At 62.2% G+C, this 13,293-nt stretch carries 9 protein-coding genes; 3 read left to right on the forward strand and 6 right to left on the reverse strand.

Annotated elements, in window-relative coordinates; translation table 11 throughout:
* Positions 1 to 69 precede the first annotated feature (69 nt).
* Positions 70 to 483: an alternative ribosome rescue aminoacyl-tRNA hydrolase ArfB gene (arfB, locus tag AC4PS7_RS26740; protein WP_010208154.1), complete on the forward strand. Its 414-nt coding sequence runs from the start codon at positions 70 to 72 to the stop codon at positions 481 to 483.
* On the opposite strand, the gene AC4PS7_RS26745 is transcribed toward arfB, so the two are convergent.
* From AC4PS7_RS26745 to AC4PS7_RS26755, 3 genes are all read right to left on the reverse strand, one after another.
* Positions 480 to 1,676 carry an MFS transporter gene (locus AC4PS7_RS26745; protein WP_010208155.1) on the reverse strand — a complete coding sequence of 399 codons (1,197 nt, stop codon included), beginning with the start codon at positions 1,674 to 1,676 and terminating at the stop codon, positions 480 to 482. The genes arfB and AC4PS7_RS26745 overlap by 4 nt on opposite strands.
* A 105-nt stretch (positions 1,677 to 1,781) precedes the next feature.
* Positions 1,782 to 1,964: a hypothetical protein gene (locus AC4PS7_RS26750; RefSeq protein ID WP_010208156.1), complete on the reverse strand. Its 183-nt coding sequence runs from the start codon at positions 1,962 to 1,964 to the stop codon at positions 1,782 to 1,784.
* A 352-nt stretch (positions 1,965 to 2,316) separates the two neighbouring features.
* Complete coding sequence (locus AC4PS7_RS26755; protein ID WP_010208158.1) at positions 2,317 to 2,628, reverse strand: Mpo1-like protein; 312 nt, start codon at positions 2,626 to 2,628, stop codon at positions 2,317 to 2,319.
* Between the two features lie 160 nt (positions 2,629 to 2,788).
* Here AC4PS7_RS26755 and AC4PS7_RS26760 point away from each other — a divergent pair, with 160 nt between their 5' ends.
* Positions 2,789 to 3,847, forward strand: a complete 1,059-nt coding sequence (locus AC4PS7_RS26760; protein ID WP_010208161.1) for an AraC family transcriptional regulator — start codon at positions 2,789 to 2,791, stop codon at positions 3,845 to 3,847.
* Here the strand turns inward: AC4PS7_RS26760 and AC4PS7_RS26765 are convergent.
* On the reverse strand, positions 3,804 to 5,258 hold the full coding sequence (locus tag AC4PS7_RS26765) for a TrkH family potassium uptake protein (protein WP_010208163.1): 1,455 nt from the start codon (positions 5,256 to 5,258) through the stop codon (positions 3,804 to 3,806). The genes AC4PS7_RS26760 and AC4PS7_RS26765 overlap by 44 nt on opposite strands.
* Before the next feature lie 155 nt (positions 5,259 to 5,413).
* Between AC4PS7_RS26765 and AC4PS7_RS26770 the strand changes: the two genes are divergently transcribed.
* Positions 5,414 to 9,628, forward strand: a complete 4,215-nt coding sequence (locus tag AC4PS7_RS26770; RefSeq protein WP_492179831.1) for a dermonecrotic toxin domain-containing protein — start codon at positions 5,414 to 5,416, stop codon at positions 9,626 to 9,628.
* Between the two features lie 79 nt (positions 9,629 to 9,707).
* Here the strand turns inward: AC4PS7_RS26770 and AC4PS7_RS26775 are convergent, their stop codons facing one another.
* Positions 9,708 to 11,051 carry an imelysin family protein gene (locus tag AC4PS7_RS26775; RefSeq protein ID WP_042571269.1) on the reverse strand — a complete coding sequence of 448 codons (1,344 nt, stop codon included), beginning with the start codon at positions 11,049 to 11,051 and terminating at the stop codon, positions 9,708 to 9,710.
* 127 nt (positions 11,052 to 11,178) lie between these two features.
* Positions 11,179 to 13,230: a putative bifunctional diguanylate cyclase/phosphodiesterase gene (locus AC4PS7_RS26780; protein WP_010208167.1), complete on the reverse strand. Its 2,052-nt coding sequence runs from the start codon at positions 13,228 to 13,230 to the stop codon at positions 11,179 to 11,181.
* Positions 13,231 to 13,293 lie beyond the last annotated feature (63 nt).

Below are 13,293 nucleotides of genomic sequence, written 5' to 3' on the forward strand. Positions count from 1 at the left end.
GTTGTTTCAGGAATAGGCGAGAGCGCATTCGCGTATCCTTGGCTGCCCCCACAGAGAATCCTGCCGCCTATGCTGGTGATTTCCAACAACGTCCACTTGCCCGATGCCGAGATCGAGCTGACTGCTATTCGCGCCCAGGGCGCCGGTGGGCAGAACGTCAACAAGGTGTCGAGTGCGGTGCACCTGCGATTTGACATCCCCGCATCGTCGCTGCCGGCGTTCTATAAGGAGCGGCTGCTGGCGCTACGCGACAGCCGGATCACCAGTGAAGGTGTGCTGGTGATCAAGGCCCAGCAATACCGGACCCAGGAGCAGAACCGCGCGGATGCGTTGGCGCGTCTGGTGGAGTTGATCCTCAGCGCCACCAAGGTGGAGAAGAAACGCCGCCCGACCAAACCCACCCTGGGTTCGAAAAAGCGCCGTCTCGAATCCAAGACCAAGCGTGGCAGCATCAAGGCTGGGCGTGGCAAGGTCGACTTTTAGTCGCCACGCCCCTCGCGGGCCTTGGGCGCCTGGCGGTACAGGTACACACTCAGCAGCAAGCCACCGAGGGCGGCCAGGGCGGCGAACAGGAAGATCGACGCAAAGCCGAACCCTGCCGCCACCGCTCCGGCGAGCGGGCCGGTGATGCCCAGCGACAGGTCGATAAACAGCGAGTAGGCGCCCACCGCCGAGCCGCGGCTGGACGCCGGAACCAGGTTGACAGCCTCCACCCCCAGCGCCGGGAACACCAGGGAAAAGCCAAAGCCGCTCAACGCTGCGCCGGCCAGGGCCAGGTTGGCGTCGGGTGCCAGCCATAACAGCAGCAAGCCAAGAATCTCCACCGACAGGCAGGCAATCGCCACGCGAAAGCCGCCGATCCGGTTGATCAGGTTCCCGAACAACAACCGCGCACCGATAAAGCTGGCGCCGAACAGGCTCAGGGCCCACACCGCGTTATCCCAATGCTGGGTGGTGTAATACAAGGTGATGAAGGTCGCGATGGTGCCGAAGCCGATGGAGCCCAGCGCCAATGCACAGCCATGGGGCAATACGCGGCCCAGTACATTCATGAAGGGCAGGCGCACGCCGGCAACAATCGGCGCGGCGACCTTGTTCCAGGCCAGCAGCAGGCCGACGATTGCCAGCAGGATGATGCTGACGCCCATGCTCCACAGCCCGAAGTGCCTGACCAGCACCACGCCCAGTGGCGCGCCGACGGCCAGCGCGCCGTAGCTGGCGATGCCGTTCCAGGAAATCACCTTGGCGGTGTTCTGCGCCCCGACTCGGCCAATGCCCCAGCCGATGGAGCCCGAACCCACCAGGCTTTCCGCGCTGCCAAGGACCAGGCGGCCGATCAACAGGCTACCCAGGCTCAAGGCCGGCAGGCTTGAGAACCACGCCGCGAGCAGCATGAACACACCGCTCAGTCCGCAGCCCGCCAGGCCGATCAGCACAGCGCGCTTGCTGCCCAGGTTATCGATGATCTTGCCCGCATAGGGGCGGCTCAGGAGGGTGGCCAGGTATTGCACGCTGATCACCAGGCCGGCGATCACTGCGCCGTAACCCAGTTCACTGTGGACATAGCCTGGCAATACGGCCAGGGGAATGCCGATGTTCAGGTAGCCAATGAAGGTGAACAATACGATGGAAACAACTTGCAGCGTGACCGCCATGGGGCGCTGGGTATCGGGCATGGGGAGAGGTCCACTGTCGCGGCAGGTAAAGATAGGCTGCTAATGATACCGGTGGTTTGGCTCGCGCAGGGCGGTAAAACGCAAAAACCTCCGCTCAGAAAGACGTCAGGCTTTGGTCGAGGCGAGCAACTGGGTGGTGACCAGGGCAGCGAGGGCGTTTTCCTGGGTGCCGAAGCGTTTGAGCAGACGCGCTTGTTTGTCGGCGCTGAGGCGGTTCCAGATTTCGACCATCTGCAAGGCAGCGTCGAGTACGGCGGTATCCGGGGTGTCGGGAAGGGTATCGGTCATGGCGGGCGTCTCGATTCATTCAGGCAGTGTGGAAAGCGCTCAAAACGCTGCGCTTTCCACACGGTCTGGTACGGCGTCAGTCCTGGCTTTTGCTGTCGACTGGTTTTGCTTCTTTGGCCTCAGGCTGTTTGTCACTGGCCTGCTGCGGTGTTGGCTGCTCTGTAGGGTGCAGGCTTGGGAAGGGGAGATTAGGTATCTCGTGCATCGTCGTCGCTCCTCGCAAGGTCTGTTTTTTCAATCGCAGGTGATTCCGCGCTCTCAAAAAGCCTTGGCAGGATACAGCACTGCAAATGACAAAAAGATTTTTATGTCCTCGGAAGGATGAACTTTCATCGTTTAAACGGTCGTTTGCTCAGAACGGTACCTTGCCCAGGATCATGTCGCGGTACATCACAAAATCCCCCAACAGGCTGTAGAACGGGTGCTGGAAAGTCGCCGGGCGGTTCTTTTCGAAGAAGAAGTGGCCGATCCAGGCAAAGCTGTAACCGGCAATCGGCAAGGCAATCAGCAGGCCCAGCGAACCTTTGCCGATGGCGTACGCCAGGATGCCGATCACCAGCGTGGTGCCGATAAAGTGCAGGCGCCGGCAGGTGCTGTTGGCATGTTCACTCAGGTAGTAGGGGTAGAACTCAGCGAAGCTGTTGAATCGCTTGATGTTTTCCACGATGACCGGCCCTTTGATTATTGTGCCGCCCAACAGATGTTCGGCGGGGAGCTTATTTGAGTCTAGAGTGATCAGTGGTAACAGCCAGTGACAATAGATGCCACTTTAGTATCCTTGGCTTCCTGGCTGCCGTTTGAGCCTGCTTTATTAAGACGACGCCATGAGCGAACGAACAACTTCTGCAAGCTGGGCGATGGGGATAGTGAAGGCATTGGAAATGGACGGCCTGGATTGCCGTGCCTTGTTCAAGCAGCTCGGTCTCGACTACGCCGCCCTGAGCGACCCCGATGCGCGGTTCCCGCAGGATTCCATGACCCGCCTGTGGCAGCGGGCGGTAGAACTGTCGGGCAACCCGGCGATCGGCCTGAACATGGGCAAAGTGGTGCGTCCGGCATCGTTTCATGTGGCCGGGTACGCGCTGATGTCCAGCAACACCCTGGCTGAAGGCTTCATGCGCCTGGTGCGTTACCAGCGGATCATTGCCGAAAGTGCCGACCTGAGTTTCCGACTGGTCCCCGAAGGTTATGCGCTGATTCTGACGGTACACGGTGATCATCTGCCGCCCACCCGGCAAAGTGCCGAAGCGTCGCTGGCCAGCGCCTTGGCGCTGTGCGGCTGGTTGACGGGCCGCACGCTGCAGCCACGCAAAGTGGTGCTGCAAGGTGAGCAGCCGGCGGACTTGGCCCCGTATAAACAAGCCTTCCACGCGCCGCTGGAGTTCAACGCGCCTTATGATGCGCTGATTTTTGAGCGGGCCGACATGGACGCGCCGCTGCCCACGGCCAACGAAGCCATGGCACTGCTGCATGACCGCTTTGCCGGTGAATACCTGGCGCGTTTCTCGGAAAGCCGTGTGACGCACAAGGCGCGGCAGGTGTTGTGCCGCCTGCTGCCCCAGGGCGAGCCCAAGCGTGAAGTGGTGGCCCAGGCGCTGCACTTGTCCCAGCGTACCTTGCAGCGGCGCTTGCAGGAGGAGGGCACCAGCTTTCAGACGCTGCTCGACGACACCCGTCGCGAGCTGGCCGAGCAATACCTGGCACAGCCCAGCATGACCCTGTTGGAAATCGCCTACCTGCTGGGTTTCGCCGACCCGAGCAATTTCTTTCGTGCGTTTCGCCGTTGGTTTGATGCCACGCCCGGTGAATACCGGGCGCGGTTGCTGGACGCGTCGAGCGTCAGTGGCGCCAAAACGCCGGAATGCACAGAACAAAGACCGTAATAATCTCCAGCCGGCCGAGCAGCATGCCCAGCGACAGGATCCACTTGGCCGCATCCGGCAGGCTGGCGAAATTGCCCGCTGGGCCGATGGTTTCGCCCAGGCCTGGGCCCACGCCTGAAACGGTACTCGCGGCGCCGGTCAAGGCGGTCATCCAGTCCAGGCCAAGCAGGGACAAGGCCAGGGCGATAGCGCAGATGGTGATGGCGAAGAAAAACGAAAACGTCAGGATCGAGCGCACGATCTCTTCGTCGAGGCGGTGGCCGTTGTACTTTTGCTTGATCACCGCACGAGGGTGGATCAACTGGTTCAAGTTGGCCTTGAGCAGGATATAGGCGACCTGGAAACGGAAAATCTTGATCCCGCCGGCGGTCGAGCCGGAACAGCCGCCGATAAAACCCAGGTAGAAGAACAGCATCAGCGAGAAGTTGCCCCACAGGCTGTAGTCCCCCAGGGCGAAACCGGTGGTGGTCACCACCGACGTGACGTTCAACGCCACATGCCGCAAGGCATCCAGCCAATGCAGGTTGGTGGTCCACCAGTACCACGTGCCGAGCACCAGCCAGGTCACCACCAGCAAACCGAGCAAGCCCTGCACCTGCTGATCCTTGATCAGCGCCCGACGGTTGCCACGCAGCGTGGCCACGTACAGGGTGAACGGCAGGCTGCCAAGGATCATCACCACCACCGCCACCCAGTGCACGGCGGGTTGTTTCCAGTGCGCCAGGGATTCGTCGGAGGTGGAAAAACCGCCGGTGGAGATCGCCGACATCGCATGATTGATCGCATCGAACACGCCCATGCCGGCCCACCAGAACGCCAGGCTGCCGAGGATGGTGATGCCCACATACGCGGCCACGATCAGCCGCGCCACCATGTGCGAACGGGGCATGACTTTTTCCGAGCGGTCCGAAGATTCGGTCTGGAACAGGCGCATGCCACCAATGCGCAGCAGCGGCAGGATCGCTACCGCCATCCCGATGAAGCCGATGCCACCCAGCCAGTGCAGCAGTGAACGCCAGATCAGGATGCCCGGCGACATGGCATCCAGGCCGCTCAATACCGTAGAACCGGTGGCGGTAATGCCGGACATGCTTTCGAAAAACGAGTCGGTGTAGCTGATGTGCTGGGTCAGCAGAAACGGCAGCGCGGCAAAGATACACACCACCACCCAGCTGCTGACGGTCAGCAGGTACATGTCCCGCGGGCGCAGGTGCACATGCTCGGGACGACCCGGAATCACCAGGGCCAGGCCGGCGATAAAGGTGATCATGCTGGCCCACAGAAACGAGGGCAGGTCGCTGGTGCGTTCGAAGATCACAAGGGTCGCCATGGGCACGACCATGGCGATCGCGAGGGTGATCAGGAAGATGCCGATGATGAAACCGATGATACGCAGGGTCGGCAACGCCATGAAATTCGCTCGAAATAGGGCAGAGGCGCCATTCTACCTGGGGTGCAGGGCATGTAAACCTTGGTCGCCGATCTGCGGCGCTTAGCTATGTAGCACCTGGTTCAGGGGGCGCTTAGGCACGATGGGCCGGTATGTTTCCTATTCGAGAGGCCACCATGCCGTCTGATTCATTGTTTTCTGCACCGTCAAGTTTCAAGGACGCACCGCAACAGGTCGCGTTGCGCGACCAGTTAATGGCGCTTGATCGCCAGATCGCCGAGCAGTTTCAGTCGCCACCGACGTTCCATTCATTTGTGCAGCATGAGTTCGAGCAAGCATTCCCGACGTTGACGCCCAGCCTTGATGTGCGTCACGCCTTCATCCGACTGCCCGCGACGACCATCCCGCCGGCGACCTCTGCAGCGCAACCGTCCACCGAGACCGAGTTACTGCCCTCGCTGTTCGAGGCGGTGGTGCAACGTATCGTCGCTGATCAGCCAGCGAGTTATGCGCAGCGCATGGCGACCCTGCATCGGCTGCCGGCGACTGGCGACGCGCTGCTGCCCTTGAGCGGTATCACCCCGGCCGGGCTGGATAAATTCCTCGACCGCCTGGCCGCTGGGCTGGGCGCTTATTACAGCGCTTTTGTGAAAACCTTCTGGACGCGCGCGCGCAGCCTGACGGATGCTCGCACGCAGAAACAATGGTTGGTGCACACCCGTATCGAACTGCTGAAAGCCGAAGTGGCGCTACTCGCTGCCGATCGCCTGCTCAGCCCCGCCGACCAGGACCTGTTCGCCCTGGTGCTGCGTCACCCGCACGCCCAGGCACGACAAGCTTTGCGCGGCGACCGGCCATGTGTCTACGAGGTAGCCCTCAAGGGCGCGACCGGCGCGGCGGATCTGACCTTGCGCGGCGCCTTTGTGCTGACTGCCAGAGACCCGGAGCAAGCCGTGGTGAGGCCGCAGGAGGAGGTCACGCCGGCCCGGGTGCGGCCCGTGGACCCGAGCATGAACGTCGGTACGGTATTGCTGTTTCTGCCGGACTCCGGCCTTGAAGCGTTTGACTCCCTGGCCAGCCTGGATCAGGAGTTGCACCGGCGTTTGAACCACCCCGTCGAATTCGCCGCGGTGCTCGATGGCCTGGCCGTGGCCGACCAGGCGCAAGGCTTGGCCCTGCATCGTCAGCTCAAGACCACGGGGCAGGTGGTCTATCATGAACAGCTCGGTTCGCCGTTCGAGGCGAGCGTCGAGGCGCAATGTCGGTTGATGCTCGACAACTTCACCTCAACCCTTTCCCACTACCCGTCACCGGTCGGCCCCATCGAGATGGCCGAGTTGCCGCAGGTGCTGGACCGGGTGACGGACCCCGGTCGGCTCTTCAGTGCCGGCGGGGTGTTATGGGGGCGTGACATCAAGCGCGGGCAGGCGCAGATCAGGACCTTTTTGCATGATGCCTCCCTTGTCGATAAAGACGCGTGGCGGGTCGCGATGACGGACTACTGCGACCTGCTGGCGAGCCTGCCGGACGCCGAGGGGTTGCCGTCGTTGGCGCAATTCAGCGATAAGCCGGCGCTGCTGGCATACGCCAACGAACAGCTGCGCATCCGCCTCAAGGCTGACTATGCACTGGACATCGACCCCGACACGGTCCGCGTGCATACCAAAGAGCCGTTCGTTCCTGCGACTGTCGTGGTTCCGGGCGCGCCTGCTCCGGCGCCGCGCGAGCCCGGCACACCGTTGTTCCGGCATCGAAGCCGCACGCTGAGCGAACTGGCGCTGGAGAATGTCGGCGGGCTGGATTTTAACTTCACGCACTTTTCCAGGCTGAGTGAAAACACCCGCAAACAGCCTGATGAAGCCTTGCTGCCGGAAGATCTGACGCCGGCCCCGGCCTATGACGGGCTGACCCTGCAACAGGTCAAGGACCTGGTGCGCGCGGTCAATGTTGGACAAGGCTACGACACCTTTCTGAAAGACCGCCTCATCACCTCGCCCGGCGCGCTCGCACTGAAGCAGACCTACGCTCAGGTCATGCGTCTGCAACTGCGACTCGACGCCATCGAGGCCAAGATCAACGGCGACTTTCTCCCGGACCGTCTGAACCGAGGCTTCAATTGGGTGCAGGCGGTGCTTGACGCCCCGGTCGACAGTGATCGGCGCACGCGTGTCGAAGGCCATCGGATTCTCGTGCAGCACTTGAAACTGCGCGGTCAGCGCGTGCGTGGGGTACTGCTGTTCGTCTCGGCCTCCGCCGGGGTCGGCTCGATCGTGGTGTACACCCCCCAGGCGCCCGACGGTCGCGTGTTCCACGAGTACGCCAAAGACCGCCTGATGACCGACTTCGTCATGAACAGCAGTTGGCGCGCCTACCTGCTGGGGCGCGTGGAGCGGGCCTTCGAATCCCAGGTCCGCGCCGTGCTCAGGGGGCGCGGCGACGTGTCGATGGTGAGCACGGGCCGGATTGCCGACGACCTTTTCGAGGAGGCCTACGAGGTTGAAGCGAACTTCGTGATCAACGACGCCGCCGCGCAATCGAGGAGTACCCAGCACGTCAACGTCGAAACCGGCCTGAGCGTGGCGACTCTGGCCTTCGACGTCCTGTCCATGGTGCTGCCGGTCAGGATCATGTTGCCGATCGGCCTGGCGCGCAGCCTGTTTTCGGTGTTCAACGCCGTCGAGGCGCTGGACCTTGGCGACCGTGCCGGCGCTGCGCAGTATTTCGTGCGGTCGCTGGGCGAGTTGGTCGGGGCGCTGGTGGACGGCGCGGTCGGGGCCGGTGCGCCCGTGGCGGGTGCCAGGCCAAGGGCGTTGCCGGCGGAGATGGCGCTGTGGAAAAAGCCCGACGGCGTGCTGCCGTTGGCCGGATGGGAAGGCAAGGGCGTGTATCACTCGGCCTCGAACGCGGCGGGCGCCGAGCACTACTTCCTCAATGACGGCGGGCGTTGGTATTCGATCCTCGATGACGGTGACAAAGCCGTCTGGCGGCTCAGGGACGCACGCAAACTGACGCAGTACCACTACGCGCCGATCCGGCAAAGTGCGGCGGGGCAGTGGGAAATAGGTGCTCATGCGGTCGGGGGACTCAAGGGAGGCAACTCGCCCGAGCGCGCCCTCAGGGACCTCTACCCGCGCCTGGATGACGTGCAGGCCAGGCGGGTGTTTGAGGCGTTCAATTTCCCGGCGGGGCGCGAAATCGAATACCGGCTGGCGCTGGTCGAAAACCTGCGGTTGAGGCTCTCCACAGCGGCTTTTGAGCCCTATCTGAACGTGCCGCTCCTGCGGTTCCAGTGGCGTCTGGACGGCATCGATCTGCCGGACGTGCCCGCGGTGATCACCCAGCGGCCGGCGCCCGTCGAACCGCCACTGACGCCGCCCCGCACCCCGGCCCCCGAGGCGCCCGTCGTGCGGCCTGCAAACGAACGATTCATTGAATGGGGCAGAATCCTCGACGAGGCCGAGCTTGAGGTGGTGGATGCGACACGCGGCATCTATCGGCGGATTGCAGGCGATCCGCAGTGGCTGGGGCAAGAGTACATCAAGATGGACCGGCGCTATTTCGTGATTTTGCCCCGGGATACAGCGACTCCCAATGACGTATTCATTCGCGACCCTGCACAACCGGCCACGTACTTCACGGACCTGGAAAACCTGCTGCGTTCGGGCATCTACAATCAGCCCCGACAGGCGAAGTTCGCCAGCGGGGACGGGCTGTGGGTGATTGCCAGTGACGTTGCCTTGAAAAAACCGCTCACGATGTATGTGCGCGAGGCCTTCGCGCTGCTGACCACCCGCAGTCAGGTGGAGCTCGCCCAGGCCCTGTTCAATCGGGCCAACCCGAGAGGCCTGACCCAACAGGGCCAGCATTCGCTGATACGCACCCTGCGCGACTGGCAGTTTTGGCGGACCATGACATACGCAGGACTGGCCGATCCGTTTTCGTTACTTCCACCCACCCGCGCACTCAGCGACGGCAGTTGGCAGCTACCGAATGCGCCGGGGCATTATCGCCGTCTGGACTTTCGTCCGGAGCCCGTCGTGGTGCCGCTGTTCAATGCGCTCCCGCCTGGTGCCGGCGGGCGCTTGAGAACCTTGATGAGTGAGGTGGTAACCCGCTGTCGCTACGGCGTCCTGAGCGGTTATGACTTTCCCGGAGGGTTGCTGTTCAGGCGCCCTGGCGATGTCAGGCTGTACTGGCTGAGATTGCGCCGTGTGGTAGGGGATCGAATCGCCGCAGACGCCCAGGCTGGGCCCTACAAAAGCTTGATGGATGAGCCGACGCGCAGACTGGTCACGCAGGCTGAGGTCAGTCATAACCTGGTGCCGTTGATGGGCGGTATTCAATTGACGACGCCCGCCGCGTCGCCGCAGATTTTTATCATTCGGGTGTGACGCCTCCGATTATCGATGTAAAAAAAATGCCCCGAGCAGGTCGGGGCATTCTGGGTGACGCTTAGGATCGCGGCGGTGATCAGAACTCGTGATCAGCGCTGTCCGGGTTCAGGTCGCTGATGCCCAGCTTGCCTGCCGCTGCTTCGATCGAGCCGGTCTGCTTGACCAGTGCGGCGATGGCATCGCGCACGATCTGGTTACCCGCGTCGTTGCCTGCGGCGATCAGTTGGTCGTAGTGCTCACCCTTGTTGGCGTGGTCAACCATGACCTGGATCTTCGCTTCGGTCGCCGCCAGGTCCGCTTTCAACGCGGCGTCGGCAGCCGGATCGGCCTTGGCCACCAGCGACGACAGGCTGGCACCGGTCATTTTGGTGCCGTCGACGCGGGTGTACTCGCCCAGGTAGACGTTGCGGATGCCCTTGGCGTCGTAGAAGTGCGAGTTGTGGGTGTTGTCGCTGAAGCAGTCCTGCTCGTCTTCCGGCGAGTTGGCTTCCAGGGACACCTTCATGCGCTCACCCGCCAGTTCGCCGAGGGACAGGCTGCCCATGCCGAACAGCATTTTGCGCAGGCCGTCGGTGGCAGGTTCTGCCTCCAGGGTGGCGCGGTAGTTGTCTTCGACGTTGGGTTTCCAGTTGCCGACCATTTCTTCGAGGTCGCTGACCAACAGTTGGGTGACCGCGCGCAGGTAGGTGCGGCGACGCTCGTTGTGCCCGCCAGTGGCGCCGTCGCCGGTCAGGTAGTCCGACGCAGGACGGTTGCCGGCGCCTGGGCCGGTGCCGTTCAGGTCCTGGCCCCAGAGCAGGAATTCGATGGCGTGGTAGCCAGTGGCGACGTTGGCCTCGGAACCGCCCAGCTCGTTGAGGCTGGCGAGTTTTTCCGGGGTGATGTCCTTCACGTCGACCTTGTCTTCGCCGACCTGGATTTGGTTGTTGGCGATGATATTGGCGGTGGCACCTGGGTTACCCAGGGCGTGTTCGTAGGACTTGTCGACGTAGTCGATCAAGCCTTCGTCCAGCGGCCATGCGTTCACCTGGCCTTCCCAGTCGTCGATGATGGTGTTGCCAAAGCGGAACACTTCGCTCTGCAGGTAAGGAACGCGGGCGGCGATCCAGGCCGTGCGCGCGGCTTTCAGCGTCTCGTCGTTCGGCTTGGCGAGAAACGCGTCGATCGCGGTCTGCAGGGTTTTCGCGGTGGACTCGGCGTCGCTGTAGACCGCGAACACCATGTCTGCGTAATGCGCGACCACGGCCTTGGCAGCGGCTTCATCGACCTGGCCGGCAGGGGTGGCAGCCGCTGGAGCGGTAGTGCTGGCAGCCGGGGTCGGCGCCTGGGGCGCTGCGGCCTTGTCTTTACCTTCGCCGCAACCGGCGAGAGAAATGGCAATGGCCAGCAGACTGGCGGTGGCCAGGGGCATACGAATCATGGCGAACATCCTGCTTCGGTTGTTGATGGGGCGCGCGCGGGCGCGCAAAAACTGCGACATAATGCGAAAGATTTGCATTTTGTGTAAAGGGTTATACGCGGGAAATATTCAGTATCGTTTTGCCGTGTCAAAGAATCGCTGCGTTATTGCGCTCCGACTGCTTCAAAAATGCCGCCAGCTCTCGTGCCTGCAAGGGTTTGCTGTAGTGATAACCCTGACCTTCATGGCACCCCTCGGAGATGATGTAGGCCTCCTGCTCAGCGGTTTCCACGCCTTCGGCGATCACCTGCATGCCCAGGCTTTTACCCAGTTGAATGATCGCCCGCACGATGGTGGCGTCGTCGTCATCGTCCAGCAGGTCCTGCACGAAGCTCTTGTCGATCTTGATCTTGTCCAGCGGCAGGCTTTTCAGGTAACTGAGGGATGAGTAGCCGGTGCCGAAGTCATCAATAGCAATCAATGCCCCGGAACGGCGCAGGCTCAGCAGGTGCTGGGCGGCGGTGCTGATATCTTCCATCAGCCCGGTCTCGGTGACTTCCAGTTCCAGGCTGCGCGGCGGCAGGCGGTAGATCTGCATCAGGTTGTTGACCACCCGCGGCAACTCGGTGTGGTGCAACTGCACGGTGGAGAGGTTGACCGCCATGCGCAATTCGGAGAAACCCATGTCGTGCCATTCGCGCAGTTGCCGGCAGGCCTGGTCCAGTACCCATTCGCCAATCGGGATGATGGTGCCATTCTGTTCGGCCAGCGGAATAAACAGGTCCGGCGGTACCAGGCCATGTTCCGGGTGCTGCCAACGGATCAGTGCTTCGACGCCCACGACATGGTGGTCGCGGTAGCTGATCTGCGGCTGGTACACCAGGTGGAACTGGTCGCGGCTGAGGGCGTCGCGCAGGTCTTTTTCCAGCTCGCGGCGACGGCGCATTTCGCTGTCGACGCTGGCGATATAGAACTGATAGCGGTTGCGCGACCGGGTCTTGGCCAGGGTCATGGTCTGTTCGGCTTTCTGCAGCAGCTTTTCGGTGCTGTCGCCGTCTTCCGGGAACAGCGTGATGCCGATGGTTGCGCGCAGGCGGATGCCCTCATGGTCGAGGGCAAATTCCGCTTCCAGGTCATCCAGGATGCTTTGCGCCAGCTCGGCGGCTTCGTACGGTTGATCGATATCGGCCTGCACCAGGGCGAACTGGTCGCCGCCCAGTCGGGCCAGGGCGCCGAGGCGGCCGCTGTGGGCGCGTAAACGGTCAGCCAAGGCCAGCAGCAATTTGTCGCCGGCCTGATAAGTGAACTGCTCGTTGACGCTCTTGAAATCATCCAAGCCCACACACAACACCGCCACACGGCGCTGGCGGCGGCCGGCGTCGATGAGGATCTTGTCCAGTTGCTCCTGCAGTTTCTGGCGGTTCGGCAGGCCCGTGAGGAAATCGTACTGGGCCATGCGCAGCAGGCTGCTTTCGGCCTCGTGGCGCAGGTGGGTATTGCGCTCGATGGATTCGAGCAACTGGTTGGCGGTATTGATCCACAGCCCCAGTTCGTTGCGCTCATGGCCCTTGAGCTGCGGGATCTTGTGTTCGCTGGGCCGGTCGGGGTTGATCGACGTCAGGTGCTCAATAATGCGCGAAAGCGGTTTGGTCAGCAGCCAGTGATAGACCAGGTACAGCACCAGGCCCATGGCCAGGGCACGTAGCACCCCGGCAATGAAGATGATCACTGAATTGACGATGAAACCCTGACCATAAGTGCCGGTGTCGAGGGTGATGCTCAGGTCGCCGTAATACTCGCTGTAGGGGCCTTTGCCGACCAGGGGCGTGGTAAAGGTGCGTTCCTGGCCAAGAATCAGGTCGGTTAACCAACGGCTGGGCGATTGCTGCAAGGCGCGGCTTTTCTCAGCGAGCATGGTTTCGTTGGGGTGGCCGATGGACGCCATGCGCACCGCGTCATCCTGGAACAGGCCTTCAATGACTTGCATGCCCATCTCGCGGTCCAGGCTGTAGACGGCCTGGGTCGAGGGGTCGCGGAACATGTCGAGGATGCGCTGGGCATCGCCGGCCACGGCCTGGCGCGTCTTGTAGGCATCAAAAATGATCTGCGCCACGCTCAGTGTGACGCCCACGATCAATGCTGACAGCAGCACAACCCGTAGCAACTTCACCGACAAGCTGTTCTTGAGTTCCAGCTTCAAAGGGGCATTCCTTGTCTCATGCGGGTGGCCTTCAATATGCCATGAGTATTGGCAATCCCGTGA

It is taken from the genome of Pseudomonas sp. DW-iso3 (genome assembly GCF_058725305.1).

Bases quoted from the DNA above. Each gene is read 5' to 3' on its own strand.
- arfB (WP_010208154.1), top strand. From the start codon at position 70: ATGCTGGTGATTTCCAACAACGTCCACTTGCCCGATGCCGAGATCGAG.
- AC4PS7_RS26745 (WP_010208155.1), bottom strand. From the start codon at position 1,676: ATGCCCGATACCCAGCGCCCCATGGCGGTCACGCTGCAAGTTGTTTCC.
- AC4PS7_RS26750 (WP_010208156.1), bottom strand. From the start codon at position 1,964: ATGACCGATACCCTTCCCGACACCCCGGATACCGCCGTACTCGACGCT.
- AC4PS7_RS26760 (WP_010208161.1), top strand. From the start codon at position 2,789: ATGAGCGAACGAACAACTTCTGCAAGCTGGGCGATGGGGATAGTGAAG.
- AC4PS7_RS26765 (WP_010208163.1), bottom strand. From the start codon at position 5,258: ATGGCGTTGCCGACCCTGCGTATCATCGGTTTCATCATCGGCATCTTC.
- AC4PS7_RS26770 (WP_492179831.1), top strand. From the start codon at position 5,414: ATGCCGTCTGATTCATTGTTTTCTGCACCGTCAAGTTTCAAGGACGCA.
- AC4PS7_RS26775 (WP_042571269.1), bottom strand. From the start codon at position 11,051: ATGATTCGTATGCCCCTGGCCACCGCCAGTCTGCTGGCCATTGCCATT.